This is a genomic window from Pseudomonas sp. P129, from assembly GCF_020312195.1.
Lineage (GTDB): Bacteria > Pseudomonadota > Gammaproteobacteria > Pseudomonadales > Pseudomonadaceae > Aquipseudomonas > Aquipseudomonas fragariae.
The window spans coordinates 1-26,496 of record NZ_JAGPYS010000012.1; the positions used below are offsets into that span (position 1 = coordinate 1).

Here is a 26,496-nt window from a genome sequence, read left to right on the forward strand (position 1 = left end):
GTTTGCGAACAAGTTCGCTCCTACGCCCTGCGGGCAGAATCTGTGTATCGCCCCGATCAGGCTGCTTCCAGGCGTTTTGCGGCTGGTGCAGGGGTCGTAGCGACACTCTCTGCGCCGAGCCCGGAAATGGGGCTTCTGCCCGGAGGGCGTGGGAGCGAGCTTGCTCGCGAACTGTCGGGAACCGACAGTGAAACCGTCACGTGCGGTACATCAGGCACAACCGGGGTCGCTGGTTTGGCTGCCGGTCCCCGGCAGTTCGCGAACAAGTTCGCTCCTACGCCCTGCGGGCAGAATCTGTGTATCGCCCCGATCAGGCTGCTTCCAGGCGTTTTGCGGCTGGTGCAGGGGGCGTAGCGACACTCTCTGTACCGGGCCCGGAAATGGGGCTTCTGCCCGGAGGGCGTGGGAGCGAGCTTGCTCGCGAACTGTTGGGAACCGACAGTGAAACCGTCACGTACGGTACATCAGGCACAACCGAGGTCGCTAGCTTTGCTGCCGGTCCCCGGCAGTTCGCGAACAAGTTCGCTCCTACGCCCTGCGGGCAGAATCAAGAGCGGACTTGCGACCAACATCTTCGCGAACAAGTTGGCTCCCACGCCCGGAGGGCAGAATCAGGAGCGGACTTGTGTATCGCGCGCAATCAGGTCTTCACGCCGCTGGAGCACGCCTCGGATCAGGCTGTTTCCAGGCGTCTGCCGCGCTTTCCTCGATGGCTTGCTGGATCGCACGCTTGCGGTTGTTTTCCGCGCGGCGGGTGAAGAACCAGACCAGAAAGGTCGCCAGTGACACGGCCAGCAGGATCAGGCTCGCCACGGCGTTGATTTCAGGCTTCACACCCAGACGCACGGCTGAGAACACTTCCATTGGCAAGGTGGTCGAGCCGGGCCCGGAAACGAAGCTGGCGAGTACCAGGTCGTCCAGCGACAGAGCGAAGGACATCATGCCCCCGGCTGCCAGCGACGGTGCGATCATCGGGATAGTGATCAGCAAGAACACCTTCCACGGACGGGCGCCCAGGTCCATTGCGGCTTCTTCGATCGACAGGTCCAGCTCACGCAGGCGCGCCGACACCACCACCGCCACGTAGGCCGCACAGAACGTCGTGTGCGCGATCCAGATAGTCATGATGCCGCGTTCCTGCGGCCAGCCGATCATCTGCGCCATGGCCACGAACAGCAGCAACAGCGACAGACCGGTGATCACTTCCGGCATTACCAAGGGAGCTGTGACCAGCCCGCCAAAGAACGTGCGGCCCTTGAAGCGGCTGATGCGGGTCAGCACAAACGCTGCCATGGTCCCCAGCGCCACCGCAGCAACGGCGGTGTAGCAGGCGATTTCCAGCGAGCGCATCACTGAGCCCATCAGTTGCGAGTTGTCCAGCAGGCCGACGTACCACTTCACCGACCAGCCGCCCCAGACCGTCACCAGTTGCGAGGCGTTGAACGAGTAGATGACCAGAATCACCATCGGCGCATAGATGAACAGCAAACCCAGCACCAGCATCAGGTTCGAGAATCGAAAGCGGTTCATGCCTTGCCCTCCAGTTCTTTGGCCTGACTGCGGTTGAACAGGATAATGGGCACGATCAGCACCAGCAGCATGATGACCGCCAGCGCCGAAGCCACCGGCCAGTCACGGTTGTTGAAGAACTCCTGCCACAGCACGCGGCCGATCATCAGGGTTTCCGGGCCGCCGAGCAGCTCGGGAATCACAAACTCGCCGACCACCGGAATGAATACCAGCATGCAGCCGGCGATCACGCCGTTCTTGGACAGCGGCACGGTGATTTTCCAGAAGCTGTTGAAGGTGCTCGAACCCAGGTCGGACGCGGCTTCCAGCAGGCTGGTGTCGTGCTTCACAAGGTTGGCGTACAGCGGCAGGATCATGAACGGCAGGTAGGAATAGACCACGCCGATGTACACCGCCAGGTTGGTGTTGAGGATCTGCAACGGCGCGTCGATCAGGCCCAGCCACATAAGGAATGCATTGAGCAGCCCGTTGTTGCTGAGGATGCCCATCCAGGCGTAGACGCGGATCAGGATCGCCGTCCAGGTCGGCATCATGATCAGCAGCAACAGCACGGTTTGCAGGTCCTTGCGCGCGCTGGCGATGGCGTAGGCCATCGGATAGCCGATCAGCAGACACAGCAAGGTGCTGATGAAGGCCATCTTCAGCGAGCCCAGATAGGCCGAAACGTACAGATCATCGCCACTGAGCAAGGTGTAGTTGGCGAAGTTGAGGACCATCTGCAGCTTTTCGTCGGCGTAGCTGAAGATTTCGGTGTACGGCGGGATCGCGACGTCGGCCTCGGCGAAGCTGATCTTGAGCACGATCAGAAACGGCAGAGCAAAGAACAGGAACAGCCAGAGGAACGGCACGCCGATGACCATCTGCCGCCCGTTGGGCTTTATGCGCTCGAACGCGCGCTTGATCTTGCGGATTTTCATGAGCGCAGTACCACGCCGCTGTCGTCTTCCCACCACACGTAGACTTCATCGCCCCAGGTAGGCCGTGCGCCCTGACGCTCGGCGTTGGCGACGAACGACTGCACCAGCTTGCCGCCCGGCAGCTCGACGTAGAACACCGAATGACCGCCCAGATAGGCGATGTCGTGGACCTTGCCACGCGACCAGTTGTATTCGAAGCCTGGCTGCTCGGTGGTGATCAGCAGCTTCTCCGGACGCAGTGCGTAGGTAATGTGCTTGTCTTCCACCGACGTACTGACGCCGTGGCCGACATAGATATTGCGCTCCAGCTCGGGACTGCGGATCAGCGCATGGGCTTCCATGTCCTCGATCACGTCACCTTCGAAGAGGTTGACGCTGCCGATGAATTCGCAGACCAGACGGCTGGTCGGGGTCTCGTAGATGTCGATCGGGCTGCCGATCTGCGCGATCCAGCCCAGGTGCATGATGGCGATGCGCTCGGCCATGGTCATGGCCTCTTCCTGATCGTGAGTCACCATCACGCAGGTCACGCCGACGCGCTCGATGATCTCCACCAGCTCCAGTTGCATCTGCGAACGCAGTTTCTTGTCCAGCGCACCCATCGGCTCGTCGAGCAGCAGCAGCTTGGGCTTTTTCGCCAGCGAACGAGCCAGGGCCACGCGCTGACGCTGACCACCCGAGAGCTGATGCGGCTTGCGCTTGGCGTACTGGGTCATCTGCACCAGCTTGAGCATTTCCGCCACGCGGGCTTCGATTTCCGGCTTGCCCAGCTTGTCCTGCTTCAGGCCGAAGGCGATGTTGTCCGCCACGGTCATGTGCGGGAACAGCGCGTAGGACTGGAACATCATGTTGATCGGGCGTTCGTACGGCGGCATGTCGGTGATGTCGACGCCGTCGAGGTAGATGCGGCCTTCGGTCGGCCGTTCGAACCCGGCCAGCATGCGCAGCAGTGTCGATTTGCCGGAGCCAGAGCCGCCAAGCAGGGCGAAGATCTCGCCCTTGTTGATCTGCAGGGACACATCGTCCACCGCGATCGTCTCGTCGAACTTTTTCGTGACCCGATCAATCCTGACCAGCACCTCTTTGGGTTGCTGACCGCCTTCGAGGGCTTTCTTGTAGGCGCCGGAGGCAACTGCCATGGGTGAAACTCCCAACAGATAGGCAACCCGGCCCATATGGCCGGGTGCTGGATTTTTATTTGCCCGACTTGACCTTGGTCCAGCTGCGGGTCATCAGACGTTGCACCTTGGGTGGCAACTCGCTGTTCACGAACAGCCGGTCCAACACTTCCTGAGGCGGGTAGACCGCTGCGTCAGTACGGATTTTCTGGTCCATGAACTCGCCGGAGGCGGGATTGGGGTTGGCATAGCCGACTTCATCGCTGACCTTGGCGATCACCCTGGGGTCGAGCATGTAGTTGATGAAGGCGCTGGCTTCCTTGATGTTTTTCGAATCAGCCGGAATGGCCAGCATGTCGAACCACAGGTTGCCGCCCTCTTTCGGGATGCTGTAGGCGAGCTTCACGCCCTTGCCCGCTTCTTCTGCACGAGCCTTGGCCTGGAACACATCGCCCGAGAAACCTGCGGCAACGCAGATGTCGCCATTGGCCAGATCGGTGATGTATTTGGACGAGTGGAAATAGGTCACGTAAGGACGAATCGCCATGAGTTTGGCTTCGGCCTTCTTGTAATCGGCTTCCTTGGTGCTGTTGGGGTCCAGCCCAAGGTAGTTGAGCACCGCTGGCAACATTTCATCGGCAGAATCAAGAAACGCTACGCCACAGCTGGAGAGCTTCTTGATGTTCTCCGGCTCGAACAGCACGGCCCAGGAGTCGATCTTGTCGACGCCCAACACGGCCTTGACCTTCTCGACGTTGTAACCGATGCCGTTGGTGCCCCACAGGTACGGCACGGCGTACTGGTTACCCGGATCGTTCTTCTCCAGACGCTTGAGCAGCGCAGGGTCGAGATTCTTGTAGTTGGGCAGCAGCGACTTGTCGAGCTTCTGGAACGCACCCGCCTTGATCTGCTTGCCGAGGAAGTGATTGGACGGCACGACCACGTCGTAACCGGTGCGCCCGGCCAGCAGCTTGGCTTCCAGGGTTTCGTTGGAGTCGAACACGTCGTACATCGGCTTGATGCCGGTGGTGGCTTCGAAGTCCGCCAGGGTGGTCTTGCCGATGTAGTCGGACCAGTTATAAATATGCACGGTGGACTCAGCCTGGGCACTGAGGGTCAGTGTCAGGCCGGCAGCCGCCAGCAAGGCTTTGGAAAGAATAGAAATAGACAAAGAATGAGTCCTTTTAACAGAGGGGCCTGAGCGCCGGAGGGCGTCCGGAAAACCAAACCGGCGCGCAACTTACCGTCTATGCGTCCAACCAGCAAAGGTTTAGGCAATATTCCTGTCTGCTGGAGGCTGCGCAGCCGAGGCTACGCAGCATCCACAGGTTTGATGACAGGCTTATTTACCTGACTTTATCTTGGTCCAGCTGCGGGTCATGATTCGCTGCGTAGCTGCAGGCAGGTCAGCGATTGCATACAGTTTGGCCTGTACGTCGGCAGGTGGATAAACGCCAGGGTCACTGGTGATTTCCTTGTCGACCAGCGCCGTAGCCGCCGCGTTACCGTTCGGGAAGCGCACGGCGTTGGTGATTTCGGCCATGACTTCCGGCCTCATCAGGAAGTTCATGAACTTGTAGGCACCTTCAACGTTTTCGGCATCCTTGGGAATGGCGACCATGTCATAGAAGCTGCCGGCGCCTTCTTTCGGAATGTTGTAGGCAACCTTCACCTTGCCACCGGCTTCGGCAGCACGGGATTTGGCCTGGTAGATATCACCCGAGTAACCGACCGCTACGCAGATGTTGCCGTTGGCCAGGTCCGAGATGTACTTGGACGAGTGGAAATAGCCAATCGACGGACGAATCTTCATGAACAGCGCTTCAGCTTCGGCGAGCTGCTTCTTGTCCTGCGAGTCGGTCGGGTAGCCCAGATAATGCAGGGCAATCGGCAGCATTTCGGTCGGCGAGTCGAGGAAGCTGATGCCGCACGATTTCAGCTTGGCAGCGTTCTCGGGCTTGAACAGCAGGTCCCAGGAATTGACTGGCGCGTCAGCACCCAGAGCGGCCTTGACCTTGTCCGGGTTGATGCCGATCCCGATCGACCCCCACATGTACGGGAATGCGTGCTTGTTATCCGGGTCGCTGACCGACACGGCCTTGAGCAGTGATTCGTTGAGGTTCTTCCAGTTCGGCAGTTTGGACTTGTCCAGCTCCTGATAAACGCCCGCCTTGATCTGCTTGGCCAGGAAGTTGTTGGATGGCACGACCACGTCATAGCCGGATTTGCCAGCGAGCAATTTGGCTTCCAGCGTCTCGTTGCTGTCGAAAACGTCGTAGACCACCTTGATGCCCGATTCTTTCTCGAACTTGGCAACGGTGTCCGGCGCGATGTAATCGGACCAGTTATAGACGTGCAGCACTTTGTCATCGGCCTGCGCAGCAGTGGCCACAACGCCCATCAGGGACAGCGCGAGAAGGGTCTTGCCAAATTTTTTCATGCGTAGCTCCAATGTATTTTTATCACTGACCGTCAGTTAGCGGCGTGTAGCCATTAGTCTGGCAACTTCCTGGGCAGGCTTTCAAGCCGAAGCCCCCTCAAACAATGCACATTGCGCTTGAATCGACGCTTTTTTTGGCATTTTCAGCCCTGCAACACCGCCAGCGTCAGATCCAGGCATTTGCGCGCCTTCTCTACCAACTCATCGATTTCCGCGAAACTGATCACCAGCGGTGGCGCAATGATCATGGTATCGCCCACAGCCCGCATGATCAGGCCATTGTCGAAGCAGAAGGTTCGACAGATCATTCCCGCGCCTTTGTCGGTATAGCGCTCGCGGGTGGTCTTGTCCTTCACCAGTTCAATGGCCCCGAGCAGCCCGACACCGCGGACTTCACCCACCAGTGGATGATCGCTCAACTCACGCAAACGCTTTTGCAAATACGGTGCCGTTTCCGACCTGACCCGTTCGACGATCTTTTCTTCGCGCAGGATACGGATGTTCTCCAGCGCAACCGCGGCCGCCACCGGGTGCCCGGAGTAGGTAAAGCCATGATTGAAATCGCCACCCTCATTGAGCACCGCAACGATTTCATCGCGCACGATCAGGCCGCCCATCGGTACGTAACCGGAGGTCAGGCCTTTGGCGATGGTCATCATGTCCGGCTTGAGGCCGTAGAAATCGCTACCGAACCACTCACTGGTACGCCCGAAGCCACAAATCACCTCATCGGCGGCGAACAGGATGTCGTAGCGGGACAGGATTTCCTTGATCTTCGGCCAGTAGGAATCTGGCGGGACGATCACACCGCCTGCGCCCTGGATCGGCTCGGCAATGAACGCACCGACGTTCTCGACGCCCAGCTCGAGAATTTTCTTTTCCAGTTGCTCGGCCGCCCAGATGCCGAACTCGTCCGGCGTCATGTCGCCGCCTTCGCCGAACCAGTACGGCTGTGGAATGTGCACCACCCCCGGGATCGGCAGGTCGCCCTGTTCGTGCATGTAGGTCATGCCACCCAGGCTGGCACCGGCGACGGTGGAGCCGTGGTAGCCATTGACGCGGCTGATGATGGTTTTCTTGTTCGGCTGGCCTTTCAGCGCCCAGTAATGACGAACCATGCGCAGCATCGTGTCATTGCCTTCAGAGCCTGAACCGGTGAAGAACACATGGTTCATGCCCTCGGGAGCGATGTCGGAGATGGCCTTGGCCAGTTCCAGCACCGGCGGGTGGGCGGTCTGGAAGAACAGGTTGTAGTACGGCAGCTCGCGCATCTGTTTGCTGGCTGCGTCGGCCAGTTCTTCGCGGCCATAACCGATGGCCACGCACCACAGGCCGGACATGCCATCAAGGATCTTGTTGCCCTCGCTGTCCCACAGATAAACGCCCTCGGCACGGGTGATGATGCGCGGGCCTTTCTCTTTCAGTTGTTTGTAGTCGCTGAACGGTGCCAGGTGATGCTCGCTGCTCAGGGCCTGCCATTCGAGGGTTTGCGGGTTGTTGGCACTCATGCAGCACTTCCTTTGATCAGGTCAGTTGGCAGAGCGCCGCGCCTCGACCGCGGCGGCGCTCTGCGTGATCAGACGGCGAAAAGCAGGAATTCCCGCTCCCACGAACTGATCACGCGCTTGAAGTTTTCATGCTCGGCGCGCTTGACCGCGACGTAACCGATGATGAATTTCTTGCCCAGGTATTTTTCGATGGTCTTGCTGTTTTCCATGCGCTCCAACGCGTCTTCGATGGTCAACGGCAGACGCAGATTGCGCCGCTCGTAACCCCGTCCGACCACCGGTGCGCTCGGGTTGATGCCTTCGACCATGCCGATGAAGCCGCACAGCAGACTGGCGGCGATGGCCAGATAAGGGTTGGCATCGGCACCCGGCAGACGGTTTTCCACGCGACGGTTCTGCGGCACGGCATCCGGCACACGCAGGCCGACGGTGCGATTCTCTTCGCCCCACTCGACGTTCACCGGCGCCGAGGTGTCGGGCAGAAAGCGCCGGAACGAATTGACGTTGGGCGCGAACAGCGGCAACAGCTCGGGGATGAACTTCTGCAGACCACCGACGTGGTTCAGAAACAGCTCACTCATGGTCCCGTCTTCGTTGGAGAAGATATTCTTGCCGGTCTCGATGTCGATGATGCTCTGGTGCAAGTGCATGGCACTGCCTGGCTCGCCGGTCATCGGCTTGGCCATGAAGGTCGCCGCGACATCGTGCTTGAGGGCGGCTTCGCGCATGGTGCGCTTGAACACCAGAATCTGGTCAGCCAGCGACAGGGCATCACCGTGACGGAAGTTGATTTCCATCTGCGCCGTGCCGTCTTCGTGGATCAGCGTATCCAGGTCCAGGTTCTGCAGTTCGCACCAGTCATAGACGTCTTCGAACAGCGGATCGAACTCGTTGGCCGCTTCGATCGAGAACGACTGACGGCCGGTTTCCGGACGCCCGGAGCGGCCGATCGGCGGCTGTAGCGGATAGTCAGGGTCGTCGCTACGCTTGGTCAGGTAAAACTCCATCTCCGGCGCCACGATGGGCTGCCAGCCCTGATCGGCGTAGAGCTTGAGGACCTTCTTCAGCACGTTGCGCGGCGACAGCTCGATGGGGTTGCCTTGCTTGTCGTAGGTGTCATGAATCACCTGCGCAGTGGGCTCGACCGCCCAGGGCACCAGATACACCGCGTTCTGGTCGGGACGGCAGATCATGTCGATGTCTGCCGGGTCCAGCAGCTCGTAGTAGATATCGTCCTCTACGTAGTCACCGGTCACCGTCTGCAACAGCACGCTTTCAGGCAGGCGCATGCCTTTTTCTGCGATGAACTTGTTGGTCGGCGAGATCTTGCCGCGCGTGATCCCGGTGAGGTCGGACATCATGCATTCGACTTCGGTAATCTTGTGTTCTTTCAACCAATCGGTGAGCTGGTCGAGGTTGGTACTCATAAATACCTCAGGGTTTTATTGTCCTGATCGTGATCAGGCGTTCCAGACGCATCGGCGTCATGATGTACAACTCGTTTCGGCAGACGCCGAATAGGGGTAAGGTGACAGCTGCGGGGCCGGATTTCCAGACGGCCGCGGTCACATTGACGACGCCGCTATACTGGTAGTGTCCAGCGTTGAGAGCAGGGCAGACTGGCTTCGATGGCCGTTCAGGGATGTCGCAATGCGTGGCAACCCACCACGAGCACCGATATCACAGGCATGATGAGCGCTGTACGGACTTGATAGTCGCGTGTCGACCAGGGAAAGGTGAAGCATTTGACCCCCGCTGTTGTTGCTCTACTGGGTTGCGATCGAGCTTAGCCTCGTTCATTTTTTTATACAACAGCCCGTTAAAAACAGTAGACAGGCCGCTTTAGCTTTTATTTAACATCGGTAAAAAACGGAATAAAACGCCCTAAATAGCAGCAAAAAAGGCCATATGGCGCAGTTTTAGGGCAAAAAAAGGCTCTATTGACTTCATCATGGCTTTCGGATTGACTGAGATCCGCAATCATTGATGATTGATATTTTTAACAACAAAGGTGTTGCATCATGTCGGTACCCCCGCGTGCCGTTCAGCTTAACGAAGCGAACGCGTTCCTTAAGGAACATCCTGAGGTTCTGTACGTTGACCTTCTGATTGCAGATATGAATGGTGTGGTGCGTGGCAAACGCATCGAACGCACCAGCCTCCATAAGGTTTACGAGAAGGGCATCAACCTGCCTGCCTCTTTATTTGCTCTGGATATCAATGGCTCCACGGTGGAGAGCACCGGTCTGGGCCTGGACATCGGTGATGCTGACCGAATCTGTTATCCCATCCCCGACACCCTGTGCAACGAGCCATGGCAAAAGCGCCCTACCGCGCAATTGCTGATGACCATGCACGAACTCGAAGGCGATCCGTTTTTCGCCGACCCGCGTGAAGTATTGCGTCAGGTCGTCGCCAAATTCGACGAAATGGGCCTGACCATCTGCGCCGCGTTCGAGCTGGAGTTCTACCTGATCGATCAGGAGAACGTGAACGGTCGCCCACAACCGCCCCGCTCGCCGATCTCCGGCAAACGACCGCATTCGACACAGGTCTACCTGATCGATGACCTCGACGAATACGTCGACTGCCTCCAGGACATCCTCGAAGGCGCGAAGGAACAAGGCATTCCTGCCGACGCCATCGTCAAGGAAAGCGCCCCGGCCCAGTTCGAAGTCAACCTGCATCACGTCGCCGACGCGATCAAGGCGTGCGATTACGCCGTATTGCTCAAGCGCCTGATCAAGAACATCGCCTACGATCACGAGATGGACACGACCTTCATGGCCAAGCCCTATCCGGGTCAGGCGGGTAATGGTCTGCACGTTCACATTTCGATTCTGGATCGCGACGGCAAGAACATCTTCACCAGCGAGGATCCCGAGCAGAACGCCGCATTGCGTCACGCAATCGGCGGTGTGCTCGAGACCCTGCCGGCACAAATGGCCTTCCTGTGCCCGAACGTCAACTCGTACCGCCGGTTCGGTGCGCAGTTCTATGTGCCCAACTCACCGACCTGGGGCCTGGATAACCGTACGGTCGCCGTTCGCGTACCGACCGGCACCGCCGATGCGGTACGTATCGAACACCGCGTTGCCGGCGCCGATGCCAACCCGTATCTGGTCATGGCTTCGGTCCTGGCGGGCGTGCACCACGGCCTGGTCAACAAGGTCGAGCCTGGCGCCCCGGTAGAAGGCAACTCCTACGAGCAGCACGAACAAAGCCTGCCGAACAACCTGCGCGATGCATTGCGCGAGCTGGACGACAACCCGGTGATGGCCAAGTACATCGACCCGAAATACATCGACATTTTTGTCGCCTGTAAAGAGAGCGAGCTGGAAGAGTTCGAACACTCCATCTCCGACCTCGAGTACAACTGGTACCTGCATACGGTCTGATTGAGGCCGAGTAACACAAAACGCCGCAGGCTTTGAGCCTTGCGGCGTTTTGGTTTGGCGTGCATGCCCTCCCCCGGACACCTGTCGTTCCTCACGCTCCCGCGTGTGAGCGATAATCATATGGCCGCACGCTTATCGTTCCGCACGCTCCAGCGTGGGAATGCAGTTCGTGACGCTCCGCGTCACACAGTGGAGCGTTGACGCCTACTTCAGGCTGTACGAGTTGCGGCACTCTTAAAGCCCGAGTTTCATTTACGCACGCTATCTCGCCAGACTGAAGATTTGTGACGCAGAGCGTCACGAACTGCATGCCAACGCGGAGCATTGGCACGATAAACAGTTAGATTTGTGTATACCGACGAGCGTGGAGCGTGGGAGCAATAATCGTTTGGCGACGGCAGCGATTCATCCCGTCAGAATCCCTTACAATGCCTGCAGCCCAACCAAGAGCCACGCCCATGACACGCGCCGCCACTCCTCGCAAACCTCAAGCACGCAGCCAGGCCAGAATCGATTCGATTCTCGACGCCGCCCGCACGCTGCTTGCCGAACAAGGAGTGGCCAGCCTGTCGATTTACAGCGTTGCCGAGCGCGCCGGCATTCCGCCCTCGTCGGTGTACCACTTCTTCGCCAGCGTCCCCGCGCTGCTTGAAGCACTGACCGCCGACATCCACGCCGCCTTTCGCGCCTCGCTGCAGGCACCCATCGATCACGACCAGCTCACCACCTGGCGCGACCTGTCACGCATCGTCGAGCTGCGCATGCTGGCCATCTACAACGCCGACGCCGCCGCCCGCCAATTGATCCTCGCCCAGCACGGCCTGACCGAAATCAACCAGGCCGACCGACAGCACGACATTGAACTGGGGCACTTAATGCTTGAAGTGTTTGATCGCCACTTCCAGTTGCCCGCGTTACCGGACGATGTAGACGTATTTGCGCTGGCCATGGAACTGGGGGATCGGGTGTATGCGCGGTCGGTGCAGTTGCATGACGAGATCACACCGCGCATGGCTGAGGAAGGGATGCGGGTGTTTGATGCGTATTTGGGGTTGTATTTGCCGGTGTTTTTGGTGAAGAGAAAAATATCACCACTGCAGTGACCGTTTGTAGAGACTGAGTGTAATACTGTTATTAACGCTGTTTACGTATAGCCTTACGGTGTTTTCTAGACATACCAGCTGCATATACTTTAAAAGCATTAATATCTCTCAACAGGATAGCTTTATAAAACTGCGACGGGCCAGCCTCTATAAAATTCCCGGTATCTACAGCCCGATTGGATTTATAAAAAAGTATGGTATTTTCTACGTCCAGCAGTCTTTTAAGGTGCCGCTCCAAATAGATTTTGGCCACTTCAAAGTCCGTAGGCACCGCCGTGCTCACTGGATGATGAAACTCCTCAGCCTTCTTCACCCTATACTCCCAGGTCATGGCTGGAGTGGTCATCGCCGGCCTACCTTTATCAGGAGCTTGCAGAGTTGAGGTCGTCGAGGGTGGAGGAGATGAGGCAGCGCTCGTTGATGCCAGGGGTGATATAGGTAAAGGCTTGCCTTCCCGTGAAGGAGGCGCTTCTGAGCGTTTGCCAAGCACCCTCAACAAACGGGTAGATATTCGATCTTTCCGGCTAGGTGATTTCAAGCGTGCATTTTCTAGTGCCCGTCTGAGTAGCCTGTTATACGGCGCATGCCCTGACGGATCCACAAACCCAATCGGATCACCCCCACAATACCCATACGCATTCAACCCGCCCTCATCAAACGGACTCAAACTGTCCGGGCTGTTGAACCGCATCAACACCGGGTTATAAGCCCGATACCCATTCCCCAGCAGGTAATGCCCAGTCACCGGATCGCGTCGTTCGCCGTTAAACCCCAGCAAACTGGTCAAGCCACTTTCAGCCGGATGGTGACCGTAGGGGCTGTAAGCCACAGGCTCAATCCCGGCCTCATCCACAAGCCGCAGGACAGAACGTTGCTGATCCGTCGCAAGCAGCGTCGTGTCCACCACACCATCAACATGCCGCTGCTGAGCCAATAACAGGTCTTCATGCTGAAAGACCGTGCGTCGTGATGCACCCTCTATTTCGGTCGCCAGGCGGTTCTTTTGATAGAAGCGCTGCACATCCGCCCGCCCAACCGGCGAGCTGGAGGCCAGACGGTCCAGCGGGTCGTAGCGATACGTGCACAGCATTATCGGGTCGAGAGAGGCCATGGCAGTTGTTCACATAGAACCAGCCGTCAGCATCCGGCAAAACCGATACGCCGCCTACCTCGCATAAATGCTAGGTAAACGCTCGGCTTCGAGCCTGAAAGCATCATGCTTGAGGTTTTTGATCTCCACATCCAGCGCTCTGTACTGCCGGATGATGTAGGCGTATTTGCGCTGGCGATGGGATTGTATTTGCCATTTTTTTAGTGAAGCGGACCTGAGACAGCGATATTATTTATCTTTAGGCGGATCCCGAACGTACTCACCGAATTTTTCGATATATTTTTTACGGTATGCATTAAAATTAGTTTCTGCGTTAACAAGCTTCGCTCCAAAAAGCTCTCGCGACTGGGACGGATTAATTATACTATGCTTAACTCTCTCAGGGTTTTTCGTGTAATGTTCTATTAGATACTCAGCGTCTCTTACGCGCCCCTCAAACCTTTCATACCGTCTCTTTGCGGAACTCTCATCAATAGGCAATCTAGTCGAAAGTCCATTAATTAAATTTTTCCTTTTTAGTTCCAACGTCCTACGCTGCTCAGTCCGCCTGCGACTCGAAACAGATTTAGCCGACGAAGTAGACGTAGAGGCGGACGCGGACGGTAGCTTACTTGCCTTTTTAGATACCAAGGATGGTACAGCCGCAGGAGTATGTTTGCCCCCTAAAACACGCGCAGCAGGGCTGACGCCTTGCAGAGCGCGCTGTGCAATAAGAGTAGCTGCTTGCGGACCGAACTTTTCAATCATGTCTGCCGCCTGTATGAGAATTGAAAATGGCATATGCCCCGACGGATCCACAACTCCCACCGGATCCCCTCCACAATACCCATACGCATTCAACCCGCCCTCATCAAACGGACTCAAACTGTCCGGGCTGTTGAACCGCATCAACACCGGGTTGTAAGCCCGGTACCCATTCCCCAGCAGATAATGCCCGGTCACCGGATCTCGCCGCTCGCCATTGAAGCCCAGCAGGCTGGTCAGGCCGCTTTCAGCCGGGTGATGACCGTAGGCGCTGTACGCCACAGGCTCAACCCCGGACTTATCCACAACCCGCAGGACAGAACGTTGCTGATCGGTCGCAAGCAGCGTCGTGTCCACCACACCATCGACATGCCGCTGCTGAGCCAATAACAGGTCTTCATGCTGAAAGACCGTGCGTCGTGATGCACCCTCTATTTCGGTCGCCAGGCGGTTCTTTTGATAGAAGCGCTGCACATCCGCCTGCCCTGCCGGCGAGCTGGAAGCCAGACGGTCCAGTGGGTCGTAGCGATACTTGCACAGCACTGTCTGGTTGGGGGAAATCATGGCAGCTTCTTCAAATAGAACCAGCCGTCAGCATCCGGCAAAACCGATACGCCGCCTACCTCGCATAAATGCTAGGTAAACGCTCGGCTTCGAGCCTGAAAGCATCAGGCTTGAGGTCTTTGATCGCCGCCTCAAGCTGCCTGCATTGCCGAATGATGTAGGCGGCGATGGGCTGGGGGGATCGGGTGTATGCGCGGTCAGTGCAGTTACATGACGAGGTCACACCGCGCATGGCTGAGGAAGGGATGCGGGTGTTTGATACTTGTTTGGGATTGTATTTGCCGATGTTTTTGGTGAGGATGTCTTGCGCCTAAGATAGCGAAATTACTTAAAGCGGGTCCGGTCACATATCCCGAATCTCTGATGCATGAGCTATATTGTATTCTTCTTTATAGCCTTTCAGCACATCGCGGTACTCATTTAAAGTTTTTTCATACCTCGTCTTTGACGCAGAATACATCTTGATTCGCCGCCCAGACTTGGTCTTTTCTTTGTAAAAATCATAAAGTATTGAGGCCCCTTCAACCTTGCGCTTATGCAATTCAAGCCTTTTGCTTGCAGTCCTGAATTTTGGAGAAACTACCGGACTGGCTTTTCTATCAACCCAAGATTTCATTCGGCTGAGATAAGACGGATCAGACATCTTCTCAATTATTCCTGCTCTAGGGACAACTGTTAATTCTACGCCGACAGCCGAATAAGGCGCCAGCGCCGCATGGGCGGAGCCCATCGGTCTAGTTGAAATACCAGCACTGGATGACAAAGAAATCGGGATTGTACCCGTATGACTTACAATACTCGTTTGAACATTCTGAGAAATTAAATGCTTTACTTTACTCGTAATAGGCCTGGATCTTATCCTGGCTTTTCTAAAAGACAAGAAACCAACCTTGCTTATTGCTCTTATAGCAACGATTGTGATATGACCGGAGGGGTCCACAACCCCAACCGGATCCCCTCCACAATACCCATAGGCATTCAACCCGCCCTCATCAAACGGACTCAAACTGTCCGGGCTGTTAAACCGCATCAACACCGGGTTATAAGCCCGATACCCATTTCCCAGCAGGTAATGCCCGGTAACCGGATCACGCCGCTCGCCATTGAACCCCAGCAAACTGGTCAACCCGCTTTCCGCCGGGTGATGGCCATAGGCGCTGTACGCTACAGGCTCGATCCCGGACTTATCCACAACCCGCAGGACAGAACGTTGCTGATCGGTCGCAAGAAGCGTCGTGTCCACCACACCATCGACATGCCGCTGCTGAGCCAATAACAGGTCTTCATGCTGAAAGACCGTGCGTCGTGATGCACCCTCTATTTCGGTCGCCAGGCGGTTCTTTTGATAGAAGCGCTGAATATCCGCCTGCCCTGCCGGCGAACTGGACGCCAGACGGTCCAGTGGGTCATAACTGTAGCGGCATAACACTGCTTGATTTGAAGAGGTCATGGCCAGATGCTTCGGAGGGAATCAGCCTTCAGCATCCAGCAATACTGATACGCCGCCTACCTCGCATAACTGCTAGGTAAACAGCAAAAAACCCCGGAGGGCTACAACCGTCCGGGGTGTTTTTTGCCCATCGTTTACAGCTTGGCGATGGAGACCTCAGTCGACTTCACGAAGGCGATGACTTCGCTGCCGACGACCAGCTCCAGCTCCTTGACCGAGCGGGTGGTGATGACCGAGGTCACGACGCCCGATGCGGTCTGTACGTCGATTTCCGACAGTACATCGCCGTGGACGATTTCCTTGATGGTGCCTTTGAACTGGTTGCGAACGTTGATGGCTTTGATAGTCATGGCATGTCTTCCTTTGGGGATCAGGGTTAATTTGCCCAGCGTAATTGCGTGGGCAGTGGCGAAAACGGTTCCGGGTCAGGTGGCGAACCCGGCAGGGCCAGCACGCGGTTGAGCACTTCGGCCTCCAGCGCCGCGAGGCGATGCGAACCACGAACACGCGGGCGTGGCAGGTCGACCAGCAGATCAAGGCCGATCTGCCCTTCTTCGATCAGGATCACACGGTCTGCAATGGCCACGGCCTCGCTGACGTCATGGGTCACCAGCAGCACCGTGAAACCATACTGGCCCCACAGTTTTTCGATCAGTTGCTGCATTTCGATCCGGGTCAGGGCGTCCAGCGCACCCAACGGCTCGTCGAGCAACAGCAGGCGTGGCTTGTGAATCAGCGCGCGGGCCAGGGCAACGCGTTGCTTCTGACCACCGGACAATGCGGCAGGCCACTCGTTGGCGCGCTCGGCAAGGCCGACGGCTTCAAGCGCTTCTAGGGCCTGCGCCCGCCAGTCGCCGCTCAGGCCGAGGCCGACGTTGTCGATGATCTTTTTCCAGGGCAGCAAGCGCGCTTCCTGGAACATCAAGCGCGTATCTTCGCGGGCATCGTCCAGTGGCGCAGAGCCGGCGAGCAGCTGGCCTTGCGTTGGTTTGTCGAGGCCGGCGAGCAGGCGCAACAGGGTGCTTTTGCCACAACCGCTGCGGCCGACGATGGCGACGAACTGACCGGCCGGAATGTGCAGGTCGATGTCCTTGAGCACTTCACGGGCGCCGAACGCTTTTTTCAGTTTGCGTACCGCCAGCGGGATGCCACGCAGCAAGTGTGGAGGTTGCTGTTTCAGACTGGTCATGCGGCACCGCCTTTGCTCGTTTGATAGGCCGGGTGCCAGCGCAGGCAGACACGTTCCAGGCCTCGCGCCGCCAGATCGGCCAGCTTGCCGAGTACGGCGTACAACACAATGGCCAGCACCACGACGTCGGTTTGCAGAAATTCCCGTGCATTCATCGCCAGGTAGCCGATGCCGGAGCTGGCAGAAATGGTTTCCGCGACGATCAGCGTCAGCCACATGAAGCCCAGTGCAAAGCGCACCCCTACCAGAATAGAAGGCATGGCGCCCGGCAGGATCACATGACGAAACAGGCTGAAACCTGACAGGCCATAGCTGCGGGACATTTCTACCAGCGCCGGATCGATGTTGCGGATGCCGTGGTAGGTGTTCAGGTAAATCGGGAACAGGGTGCCCAGCGCAACGAGGAATATCTTGGCGGTCTCGTCGATGCCGAACCACAGGATGACCAGCGGGATCAGCGCCAGGTGCGGCACGTTGCGGATCATCTGCACCGAGCTGTCCAGCAGACGCTCCCCCCATTTGCTCAGGCCGGTAATGAAGCCCAGCGCCAGACCGATGCCGCCGCCGATGGCGAAACCGATCCCGGCGCGCCAGCCGCTGATTGCCAGATGGGTCCAGATTTCGCCGCTGGCGACCAGGTTTATGCCGGCTTCGATGACCGCGCTGGGCGCGGGCAGAATGCGTGTGGATAACCAGCCGGCGCTGACCGACAGCTGCCAGACTGCCAGCAACAGGACTGGAAGTGCCCAGGGCGCCAGTCGGTGAACGATGCGTTGCGAAGCACTGAGGCTCATGGAGTTGTCTCCTCGAAGGGCCTGACGATCACTGTGCTTGAGCAACAGCAGCAGGAGGTGTCCAGACTACGTCAGCAATGCTGAGCGGCTTTGGAATCAGCTTGAGCTGGTAGAAGGTGTCGGCGATTTTCTGCTGTGCCGCCACTACCGGCGGGGTAAGGAACTGCGCGCCGTAGCCCTGACGCTTCACCGAGGTCAGGGTGATGTCGGCCGGCAGCCCCAGCAACGGTGCGACCTGTTGGGTCACTTCATCGGGGTTGGCCTTGGACCATTCCCCCACCGCACGGACCTCCTCGACCAAGGCCTGAATGACCTTGGGGTTTTTCTGTGCGTACGGCTTGGTGGCGAGATAGAACTGATGGTTGTCGACAATACCGGTGCCATCTTTCAAGGTGCGCGCCTGCAATTGCTTTTCAGCAGCGGCCTGGTACGGGTCCCAAATGACCCAGGCGTCCACGCTGCCACGCTCGAAAGCCGCACGCGCATCGGCCGGAGGCAGGAAGACGGTCTGGATATCGGTGTATTTCAGGCCGGCATCTTCCAGTGCCTTGACCAGCAGGTAATGGACGTTCGAGCCCTTATTGAGGACGACTTTCTTGCCCTTCAGGTCCTTGACCGAGGTAATCGGCGAGTCTTTGGGGACCAGAATGGCTTCACTGGTCGGTGCTGGCGGCTCGTAGGCCACATACAGCAGGTCCGCGCCCGCGGCCTGAGCGAAGACCGGCGGCGTTTCGCCGGTGACGCCGAAATCGATGGAGCCTACGTTCAGGCCTTCAAGCAGCTGAGGACCACCAGGGAACTCGGTCCACTGGACTTTCACGCCCTGCTCGGCCAGACGCTTCTCCAGCGAGCCCTTGGCCTTGAGCAGCACCAGCGTGCCGTACTTCTGGTAACCGATGCGCAGATCTTCCGCCTGGGCCTGAGTGACCGCACCAAGAGCGACCGCAGCAGCAAACAGCGCAACAAGGCCTCGACGCAAAATGACAGTGCGCATATGCGCTCCTTTACCTATTTGGGGTGATCCCCTGCTCGACCGGTTACGAAGGAGCAAGGTGGGAATAGGCACGACATTAACAGCCCTTTTTTATATCTATAAATCTTATTTATTCATTTAGTTATTCCATAAATGAATATATAAAAGTGTTCGTTCTTGTACGTTGGCAACCTGTGACGCGGAGCGTCACGACAGGCATTCCCACGGGAGCGTGAGGAACGATAATCCCAACTATCGTGCCCATGCTCCGCGTGGGTATGCCCGTTCTGGACGCTCCGCGTCCGATCCTGATTCTGCAGCGCGACGAAGATTTGTGACGCAGAGCGTCACGACAGGCATTCCCACGCTGGAGCGTGAGGAACGATAACCCTGTAACTATCGTACCCATGCTCCGCGTGGGTATGCCGTTCTGGACGCTCTGCGTCCGCGCTTGATCGAGCGACGTAGCAGGCGGCTATGAGGGCGCAATAAAAAAGGGCCGATAAATCGGCCCGAATAACCCCACGCTTGGTAGATCGAAAATCAGCGGTTTGGCTGTGGTGTCAGGCGCAGATAAGGGGTGACCGCCTTGTAGCCCTTGGGAAAGCGCTGCTTGATCTCGGCTTCGTCCTTGATCGACGGCACGATCACTACGTCATCACCGTCCACCCAGTTGGCGGGCGTGGCGACCTTGTAGTTGTCGGTCAATTGCAGGGAGTCGATAACGCGCAGAATCTCGTGGAAGTTACGCCCGGTGCTGGCCGGATAGGTAATGGTCAGACGCACCTTCTTGTTCGGATCGATCACGAACAGCGAGCGCACAGTCAGTGTGTCGTTGGCATTGGGGTGAATCAGGTCGTACAGGTCGGAAACCTTGCGGTCGGCATCGGCCAGAATCGGGAAGTTGACCAGGGTGTTTTGCGTGGTGTTGATGTCATCGATCCACTTGATGTGCGAATCGACCGGGTCCACCGACAGCGCAATGGCTTTCACGCCACGCTTGGCGAACTCGTCTTTCAATTTGGCAGTGAAGCCCAGTTCTGTGGTGCACACCGGCGTGAAGTCAGCCGGATGAGAAAACAACACACCCCAGCTGTCGCCGAGCCATTCATGAAAACGTATACGCCCCTCACTGGATTCCTGTTCGAAATCAGGGGCTATGTCGCCAAGTCGCAGTGTCATGGTGTTGCTCCTTGTCTGTATCGGGAAGGCCTTGGTATAGCACCACTGTGCGCCCTGTCGAGAGAAGTTAAAAAGAATAAATAATGCACCCGATAGACCTGCCAGGAATATCAAAAAACAGGCAAAAGAAACCCCGCATAGGGCGGGGTTCCTTTAAGCCTCAATACACTACATGAAGTTGTAGGTGTAGTTGAAGATCAGACGGGTCTGGTCGATGTTGGTAGTGGAAGCGTTCAGGTCGTTATCGCCACGGTAGGTACCATGACGCAATGTAGTGCCGAAGCCCTTCATCGGACCGCTCTGGATCACGTAGTCAACGCGCATGTCGGTTTCCCACTCCGAGTATTCTTCTTTACCGGTAGTGCGGTCACGGATGTCGTCTGCGTGCAGGTAAGCGATAGCTGCTTTCAAGCCTGGAACGCCGACTTTGGCGAAGTCATACGAGTATTGACCGAACGTGGTGTTCTCACCGGCACGGTTGAAACTGTTGATCATCGAGTCAGTGAACAGATAGAAGCTAGCGCCGCCATTGCCTTCTGCGCGGTTGTGACCGTTTACGACAGCGCCTTGGTTCAAGTTCACGAAACCGCCGTCATCACCAACTTGTTGGTGACCGACCATGAGTGCGTGACCGCCCAGAGAGTAGGTGAACATGGCAGACCATGTCTGGTTGTCAACTTCACCAGGCGTCTTGGCGTAACCACTGTTGTTGTTGAAGCCATAACCAGCAGCGCCGCTGCTGTTCTTACCGTCGGAGCTGCTGTCAAAGTAACGCAGATCAGTCTTGAACGATTGATTGCTGTCGATCTGGTAAACATGAACCAAACCCAGGAAGTGCTGCTTGTAGAAGTCTTCCAGATTGGCGTAGTAGTACTGCAGGGTCAGGTCTTTGGTGACTTTCCAGTCAGCACCAGCAAAACGGAATTCGTCGCTGGACTGAGAAGCGCCGTTAACTGAAAGATCAGTCCAGTTACTCGAAGCACGACCGATGGACTTGCTCAATTGACCAGCAGTGAAGGTCACGTTGTCCAGCTCTTTGGACGTCAGGATGCCGCCCTGGAACGCCTGAGGCAGAAGACGACCGTCGTTGCTGACCAGAATTGGCAGGTTAGGTGCCAGTGCGTTACCGACTTTCAGCTCGGTTTTCGAGAAGCGTACCTTGCCGTTGGCGCCCAGACGGCTCCACTCGTCGACAGCAGAACCATCGCTGTCGGTAGGCAGAATGCCGCCATTCAATGCACCGGAGTGGGCGCCACGGCCGCCGTCAAGGTGAACACCGACCAGACCTTGCAGGTCCAGACCAAAACCAACGGTGCCCTGAGTGAAGCCCGACAGGTAGTCGAATTTCAGGCCAGTGGCCGTCTCACGGTTGTTGTGGGTAGTGCCTTCGCGGAAATCGTTGTCAAAATACAGGGTACGAGAACTGACGGACGCTTTACTGTCTTCCAGGAAACCAGCTGCGCTGGCCTGCTGAGCCAATACACCAACGGTGACGGCCAAAGCCAGGGTGGACTTCTTCATTACTACGCTCCTCGTGAATCTAATTTTTTATATCCATGGTGCCGGGCTTGGCCCTGACCCACGGATTAGCGATAGGCGACAGTCCCGATCCGAGATCAATGGATTCTGTTCGCCCTGACTTTTGACTAGACCGCTTTGGTCGATGCCAACACGTCGGTGCAATGTTTTTATGCGCTGAAGAAACCGTTGCTGGAATCTTGAGAACATCCAGTCATATGTCACAACTCGTGTCAGCAAAGACGTCACGGAGTGTATCGACCTGACTACCCATTTCCCAAAACTTATTTTGGTACCGTTCGTCAGATCTATCGTTTTCGTGCCCCCGACCGGAAAAATGCACCTTCACCGGCCTCGATCCCCGCCAGCAGAGTGCTGATGCAAAACTGGCGAAAGCCTTGTATTACGGGAACTTCGGGGAGATTAGTCAGTTAATGTGACAGTTGTCATCACTTTGACGGCGCACCGTGTTCAAGCACAAAAAATTTTTTTCACTTTGCTTTTTTGGGCCATTTTCAAGCATTTTTCGGCCTTCAGAGCCGTCCCTCACTGTAGTCCATGTGAACAAAAAGGCAATTCTGGTGTCGGGCGCCATGGCAGCCAGCCGATTGGCCAATGCGCAAACGGCTCATTTGTGCACGTGAGGGGCGAAGATCCATCATCGAGTTCGGATGGACGAGTGCATCAGTATGGGTTTCTGCACGCTAGTGGTGCGCAAATTGAGTGCGCTTCTGGAAAACCGGAAGGCTGGAACGTGTACTGCGTTATCAAGGAGGAACGACGCGGCACTACGACTCCACTCTATAGCCAAATCACTTCCGGCACACGAGCAACATGTATAAATATTTATAATTCAAAGAGTTATGTGTTGCAGGAATAAAGCATGGCCTCACGCAGGGAGGATCCGCTTCTCACGCGAACACGTTTTTTCTGAAACGATTTGAAAACTGGCACGCCCCCTGCAATAGGTATTACATCGCCAGTTTTGGGGACCTTGGTACAGGCAGGCCGGGGATTCCCCTCTTTTATTCCTCCCGGAGACTGACCTCCAGTCTCCAGCGCCCGTCCACCTTCTCAGTGCGCCAGTCGCCATGAAGTGGACGGGCTGCCAGGAGCGTCAGCACCAACCCCTTCTCTCCACGTTCTACCTTCCAGCGCGCAATCCTGTTGTCGAACCTCAGTTGGCCCGTCCACGGCTGTCCTGACGCATCGACGTTGAGTACCACTGCACCATCGACTGTCGCGCCGCGATACTTCGGTTCTTCGTTGAACCAGAGCGCCAGACCGGCAGGCAATTCTTCGATCTGCTCCAGTTCGACCGGGTCAGGCTGCTGCAGGCGGCCGATAATCGTGCCCACGGTAAACCCGACAATCGCCATGGAGCCAAGAACACGCGGCCATAGCTTCGGTCTCGGGTCCTCTTCAAGGGTAGAATGCATCCCGTCCTTTCGTTCGGAGCCGTGCATGTTTCACGTCATCCTTTTTCAACCAGAAATTCCGCCGAATACCGGCAATGTCATCAGGCTATGCGCCAACAGTGGCTGCACCCTGCATTTGATCGAACCCTTGGGTTTCGAGCTGGACGACAAGCGCCTGCGTCGTGCCGGGCTCGACTATCACGAGTATGCCACGCTGCAGACACATGCTGACCTGGCAAGCTGTCTGGAGAAGATCGGCAACCCGAGGGTGTTCGCCTTCACCACCAAAGGCTCTCGGCCTTTTCATGATGCGAGCTTCGAGCCAGGCGATGCCTTTCTGTTCGGTCCGGAGAGCCGTGGCCTGCCCGCCGATATTCTTGACTCGCTGAGCAGCGAGCATCGCTTGCGACTGCCCATGCGCGAAGGCTGCCGCAGCCTTAATCTGTCCAACACGGTGGCCGTGGCTGTCTATGAAGCATGGCGTCAGCACGGGTTTGCCTAGACCGAGCGACCATGCACAAAAAAGCGCCCCGAAAGGCGCTTTTTGTTTGCAGCGGTAACGCTTACTGAACAGTCGGCGTTTCGCCAGCTTCCTGCATGCGCTGCAGTTCTTGCGCGTACAGGGCGTCGAAGTTCACCGGAGCCAGCATCAGCGCAGGGAACGAGCCACGTACGACCAGGTTGTCGATGGCTTCGCGAGCGTAAGGGAACAGGATGTTCGGGCAGAATGCGCCGAGGGTGTGGCTCATTGCGCCGTCGTCCAGGCCCTTGATCAGGAAGATACCGGCCTGTTGCACTTCAACGATGAAGGCAACTTCGTCGCCATTGTTGACGGTCACGGACAGGGTCAGCACGACTTCGTAGAAATCGCCTTCCAGCTGCTTCTGACGGGTGTTGAGGTCCAGGCTGACGGTCGGCGTCCACTCCTGGCGGAAGATTGCCGGGCTTTTTGGCGCTTCGAACGACAGGTCGCGAACGTAGATACGCTGCAGGGAGAATTGTGGGCCGTTTTCTTCGTTGGCAACGGCGTCGTTGTTCGGTTGATCGGTCATCTCGGATCCTTGTCAGATTAGGCTGAAAGATTAAGGGGTATCAGGCCAGCAGCGCATCGAGCTTGCCGGCACGCTCCAGAGCGAACAGGTCATCGCAGCCGCCCACGTGGGTCGAACCGATCCAGATTTGCGGTACGGAAGTACGACCGGCCTTCTGGGTCATTTCGGCACGCAGCTGCGGCTTGCCGTCGACCCGGATTTCCTCGAAGGCCACGCTCTTGCTCTGCAGAACCTGTTTGGCACGTATGCAATACGGGCAGTAGTCGCTGGAATAGACGATGACTTGAGCCATGTTCACTTCACCAGAGGAAGGTTATCGCCGCGCCAGCTGGAAATGCCGCCGGACAGCTTGGCCGCCTTGAAGCCGGACTTGAGCAGCTCGCGGGCGGTGGTGCCAGCATGCTGCCCCATTGCATCGACTATGATCAACGTCTTGTCCTTGTATTTCTCCAGTTCGGCGGTACGGGTCAGTACCTTGTCCTGCGGGAAATTCAGGGAGCCGACGATGTGCCCTGCGGCGTAATCCTTTTTCGAGCGCACGTCGATGACCACGCCCTGATCGCTGTTGACCAGCGCGGTCAGCTCGCGAGTGCTCAGGCTGGCGCCGCCCTTGCTCATTTCGTAAGCAATCAGCAGTCCCAGCAGAATGACGAAGGCACCGGTGATCAAATAGTGGTTAGTGGCGAATTCAAGCAGGTGAGCAACCATCAGTAGGTTCCAGGGCGTTAAAATGTCGGCCAGTATACACAGCAGCCAAGGTCGGCCAAAGTCCGTACGACAGTGACGCCGTTTGAACTTGTCCTTAAAATGCCGTTCCCTTGTACTTTGTTCATCTCTTTATCCAATCAGCATCGAGTGGGTTCTATGACTGCCACGCCAAAACCTCTGGTTCTTATCATCCTGGATGGCTTCGGACACAGCGAAAGCCACAAGGGCAATGCCATTCTGGCCGCGAAGATGCCGGTCATGGATCGTCTCTACCAAACCATGCCCAATGGCCTGATTTCCGGGTCGGGCATGGACGTCGGTCTGCCGGACGGGCAGATGGGCAATTCCGAGGTCGGGCACATGAACCTGGGTGCCGGCCGCGTGGTGTATCAGGACTTCACTCGGGTGACCAAAGCGATTCGCGATGGCGAGTTCTTCGAAAACCCGACCATCTGCGCCGCTGTGGATAAAGCTGTCAGCGCCGGCAAGGCCGTGCACATCATGGGCCTGCTGTCCGATGGCGGCGTACACAGCCACCAGGACCATCTGGTTGCGATGGCAGAACTGGCGGTCAAACGCGGTGCAGAAAAAATCTACCTGCACGCCTTCCTCGACGGTCGCGACACGCCACCGCGCAGCGCGAAGAAATCCCTCGAGCTGATGGACGCAACCTTTGCCCGTCTGGGCAAGGGTCGCACTGCTACGATCGTCGGTCGCACTGCTACGATCGTCGGTCGCTACTTCGCCATGGACCGTGACAACCGCTGGGACCGGGTTTCCTCTGCCTATAACCTGATCGTCGACAGCACCGCCGATTTCCACGCCGACAGCGCCGTTGCCGGGCTCGAAGCCGCCTACGCACGCGACGAGAACGACGAGTTCGTCAAAGCCACCCGCATCGGCGAAGCCGCCCGCGTGGAAGATGGCGACGCGGTGGTGTTCATGAACTTCCGTGCCGACCGCGCTCGTGAACTGACTCGTGTGTTCGTCGAAGACGATTTCAAGGACTTCGAGCGCGCCCGTCAGCCGAAGGTCAACTACGTGATGCTGACCCAGTACGCGGCGAGCATTCCTGCACCGTCCGCTTTTGCTGCGGGCAGCCTGAAAAACGTGCTGGGCGAGTACCTGGCGGACAACGGCAAGACCCAGCTGCGCATCGCTGAAACCGAAAAATACGCCCACGTCACCTTCTTCTTCTCCGGCGGCCGAGAAGAACCGTTCCCGGGTGAAGAGCGCATTCTGATCCCGTCGCCGAAAGTCGCCACTTACGACCTGCAGCCGGAGATGAGCGCACCGGAAGTGACCGACAAAATTGTCGATGCCATCGAACATCAGCGTTATGACGTGATCGTCGTCAACTACGCCAACGGCGACATGGTTGGCCACAGCGGGATCATGGAAGCCGCGATCAAGGCTGTGGAATGCCTGGACGTGTGTGTCGGGCGCATCGCCGAGGCGCTGGAGAAAGTCGGTGGTGAGGCGCTGATTACCGCTGACCACGGCAACGTCGAGCAGATGACCGACGACTCCACCGGACAGGCGCACACTGCGCATACCTCCGAGCCGGTGCCGTTCGTTTATGTCGGCAAACGTCAGCTGAAAGTTCGCCAAGGCGGCGTTCTGGCCGATGTCGCGCCGACCATGCTGCACCTGCTGGGCATGGAGAAACCGCAAGAGATGACTGGTCACTCGATCCTCGTGGCCGAGTAATCCGGAAAAACCGGCCTTTAGCCATCAGGCAAGGCCGGTTTTTTATGTTTCAGGCCTCAAAGCAGTGGC

At 57.3% G+C, this 26,496-nt stretch carries 24 protein-coding genes and 2 pseudogenes; 6 read left to right on the plus strand and 20 right to left on the minus strand.

What is annotated here, in order from left to right; translation table 11 throughout:
• Positions 1–648: 648 nt before the first annotated feature.
• The 7 genes from KBY02_RS21670 to KBY02_RS21700 all read right to left on the minus strand — a co-directional run bounded on the left by KBY02_RS21670 (position 649) and on the right by KBY02_RS21700 (position 8,940).
• Positions 649–1,530 (minus strand): ABC transporter permease subunit, encoded by an 882-nt coding sequence (locus KBY02_RS21670; RefSeq protein WP_004407356.1) that lies wholly within the window; start codon positions 1,528–1,530, stop codon positions 649–651.
• Positions 1,527–2,447: an ABC transporter permease subunit gene (locus tag KBY02_RS21675; RefSeq protein ID WP_003372160.1), complete on the minus strand. Its 921-nt coding sequence runs from the start codon at positions 2,445–2,447 to the stop codon at positions 1,527–1,529. The genes KBY02_RS21670 and KBY02_RS21675 overlap by 4 nt, the downstream gene beginning before the upstream one ends.
• Positions 2,444–3,586 (minus strand): polyamine ABC transporter ATP-binding protein, encoded by a 1,143-nt coding sequence (gene potA / locus KBY02_RS21680; protein WP_011269271.1) that lies wholly within the window; start codon positions 3,584–3,586, stop codon positions 2,444–2,446. The genes KBY02_RS21675 and potA overlap by 4 nt, the downstream gene beginning before the upstream one ends.
• Positions 3,587–3,641: 55 nt before the next feature.
• Positions 3,642–4,736, minus strand: a complete 1,095-nt coding sequence (locus tag KBY02_RS21685; protein WP_004407351.1) for a polyamine ABC transporter substrate-binding protein — start codon at positions 4,734–4,736, stop codon at positions 3,642–3,644.
• 171 nt (positions 4,737–4,907) lie between these two features.
• On the minus strand, positions 4,908–6,005 hold the full coding sequence (locus KBY02_RS21690) for a polyamine ABC transporter substrate-binding protein (RefSeq protein ID WP_024659814.1): 1,098 nt from the start codon (positions 6,003–6,005) through the stop codon (positions 4,908–4,910).
• A gap of 143 nt (positions 6,006–6,148) precedes the next feature.
• Entirely contained in the window at positions 6,149–7,513 is a 1,365-nt protein-coding gene (locus KBY02_RS21695; RefSeq protein WP_024659815.1) for an aspartate aminotransferase family protein, read from the minus strand.
• A 68-nt stretch (positions 7,514–7,581) separates the two neighbouring features.
• Positions 7,582–8,940 (minus strand): glutamine synthetase family protein, encoded by a 1,359-nt coding sequence (locus KBY02_RS21700; protein ID WP_002555767.1) that lies wholly within the window; start codon positions 8,938–8,940, stop codon positions 7,582–7,584.
• Between the two features lie 594 nt (positions 8,941–9,534).
• Between KBY02_RS21700 and KBY02_RS21705 the strand changes: the two genes are divergently transcribed.
• The gene (locus KBY02_RS21705) at positions 9,535–10,911 is read left to right on the plus strand and encodes a glutamine synthetase family protein (protein ID WP_003413528.1); all 1,377 of its coding nucleotides are present in this window, start codon (positions 9,535–9,537) and stop codon (positions 10,909–10,911) included.
• 458 nt (positions 10,912–11,369) lie between these two features.
• Positions 11,370–12,014, plus strand: coding sequence for a TetR/AcrR family transcriptional regulator (locus KBY02_RS21710; protein WP_024642508.1), 645 nt, complete (start codon positions 11,370–11,372; stop codon positions 12,012–12,014).
• 31 nt (positions 12,015–12,045) lie between these two features.
• Here KBY02_RS21710 and KBY02_RS21715 read toward each other — a convergent pair whose 3' ends face one another.
• Complete coding sequence (locus KBY02_RS21715; RefSeq protein WP_080278018.1) at positions 12,046–13,125, minus strand: RHS repeat-associated core domain-containing protein; 1,080 nt, start codon at positions 13,123–13,125, stop codon at positions 12,046–12,048.
• 102 nt (positions 13,126–13,227) lie between these two features.
• On the opposite strand from KBY02_RS21715, the pseudogene KBY02_RS21720 reads away from it, so the two are divergent.
• Positions 13,228–13,311, plus strand: a pseudogene (locus KBY02_RS21720) (TetR/AcrR family transcriptional regulator); the annotation flags it as partial.
• A 42-nt stretch (positions 13,312–13,353) separates the two neighbouring features.
• Here KBY02_RS21720 and KBY02_RS21725 read toward each other — a convergent pair.
• Positions 13,354–14,433: an RHS repeat-associated core domain-containing protein gene (locus tag KBY02_RS21725; protein ID WP_225650737.1), complete on the minus strand. Its 1,080-nt coding sequence runs from the start codon at positions 14,431–14,433 to the stop codon at positions 13,354–13,356.
• Positions 14,434–14,536: 103 nt separating this feature from the next.
• Here KBY02_RS21725 and KBY02_RS21730 point away from each other — a divergent pair.
• Positions 14,537–14,747 (plus strand): annotated as a pseudogene (locus KBY02_RS21730) (TetR/AcrR family transcriptional regulator); the annotation flags it as partial.
• A gap of 29 nt (positions 14,748–14,776) precedes the next feature.
• On the opposite strand, the gene KBY02_RS21735 reads toward KBY02_RS21730, so the two are convergent.
• From KBY02_RS21735 to KBY02_RS21770, 8 genes are all read right to left on the minus strand, one after another.
• On the minus strand, positions 14,777–15,883 hold the full coding sequence (locus KBY02_RS21735; protein ID WP_225650738.1) for an RHS repeat-associated core domain-containing protein: 1,107 nt from the start codon (positions 15,881–15,883) through the stop codon (positions 14,777–14,779).
• A 134-nt stretch (positions 15,884–16,017) separates the two neighbouring features.
• Positions 16,018–16,233, minus strand: a complete 216-nt coding sequence (locus tag KBY02_RS21740) for a TOBE domain-containing protein (RefSeq protein WP_002555770.1) — start codon at positions 16,231–16,233, stop codon at positions 16,018–16,020.
• A gap of 26 nt (positions 16,234–16,259) precedes the next feature.
• Entirely contained in the window at positions 16,260–17,072 is an 813-nt protein-coding gene (gene ssuB, locus KBY02_RS21745; RefSeq protein ID WP_003427335.1) for an aliphatic sulfonates ABC transporter ATP-binding protein, read from the minus strand.
• A complete protein-coding gene (gene ssuC, locus KBY02_RS21750) occupies positions 17,069–17,866 on the minus strand; it encodes an aliphatic sulfonate ABC transporter permease SsuC (protein WP_004407339.1) in 798 nt (265 codons plus the stop codon). Before ssuC ends, ssuB begins: the two co-directional genes overlap by 4 nt.
• A gap of 28 nt (positions 17,867–17,894) precedes the next feature.
• Entirely contained in the window at positions 17,895–18,860 is a 966-nt protein-coding gene (locus tag KBY02_RS21755; protein ID WP_004407337.1) for a sulfonate ABC transporter substrate-binding protein, read from the minus strand.
• Positions 18,861–19,382: 522 nt separating this feature from the next.
• Positions 19,383–20,021 (minus strand): peroxiredoxin, encoded by a 639-nt coding sequence (locus KBY02_RS21760; RefSeq protein ID WP_003318285.1) that lies wholly within the window; start codon positions 20,019–20,021, stop codon positions 19,383–19,385.
• A 168-nt stretch (positions 20,022–20,189) separates the two neighbouring features.
• On the minus strand, positions 20,190–21,542 hold the full coding sequence (locus KBY02_RS21765; RefSeq protein WP_024640520.1) for an OprD family porin: 1,353 nt from the start codon (positions 21,540–21,542) through the stop codon (positions 20,190–20,192).
• 1,022 nt (positions 21,543–22,564) lie between these two features.
• Complete coding sequence (locus KBY02_RS21770; RefSeq protein WP_004407332.1) at positions 22,565–23,005, minus strand: hypothetical protein; 441 nt, start codon at positions 23,003–23,005, stop codon at positions 22,565–22,567.
• Between KBY02_RS21770 and KBY02_RS21775 the strand changes: the two genes are divergently transcribed.
• On the plus strand, positions 23,004–23,459 hold the full coding sequence (locus KBY02_RS21775) for a tRNA (cytidine(34)-2'-O)-methyltransferase (protein ID WP_004407330.1): 456 nt from the start codon (positions 23,004–23,006) through the stop codon (positions 23,457–23,459). The genes KBY02_RS21770 and KBY02_RS21775 overlap by 2 nt on opposite strands.
• Positions 23,460–23,520: 61 nt before the next feature.
• Here KBY02_RS21775 and secB read toward each other — a convergent pair whose 3' ends face one another.
• From secB to KBY02_RS21790, 3 genes are read right to left on the minus strand one after another with little or no spacing between them, the layout of a single operon-like run.
• Positions 23,521–24,009: a protein-export chaperone SecB gene (secB, locus tag KBY02_RS21780; RefSeq protein ID WP_003372189.1), complete on the minus strand. Its 489-nt coding sequence runs from the start codon at positions 24,007–24,009 to the stop codon at positions 23,521–23,523.
• 40 nt (positions 24,010–24,049) lie between these two features.
• Entirely contained in the window at positions 24,050–24,301 is a 252-nt protein-coding gene (gene grxC / locus KBY02_RS21785) for a glutaredoxin 3 (protein WP_225650739.1), read from the minus strand.
• A gap of 2 nt (positions 24,302–24,303) precedes the next feature.
• Entirely contained in the window at positions 24,304–24,717 is a 414-nt protein-coding gene (locus KBY02_RS21790; RefSeq protein WP_024642259.1) for a rhodanese-like domain-containing protein, read from the minus strand.
• A 156-nt stretch (positions 24,718–24,873) separates the two neighbouring features.
• Here KBY02_RS21790 and gpmI point away from each other — a divergent pair, with 156 nt between their 5' ends.
• Positions 24,874–26,427 carry a 2,3-bisphosphoglycerate-independent phosphoglycerate mutase gene (gene gpmI / locus KBY02_RS21795; RefSeq protein ID WP_225650740.1) on the plus strand — a complete coding sequence of 518 codons (1,554 nt, stop codon included), beginning with the start codon at positions 24,874–24,876 and terminating at the stop codon, positions 26,425–26,427.
• Positions 26,428–26,496: the final 69 nt, after the last annotated feature.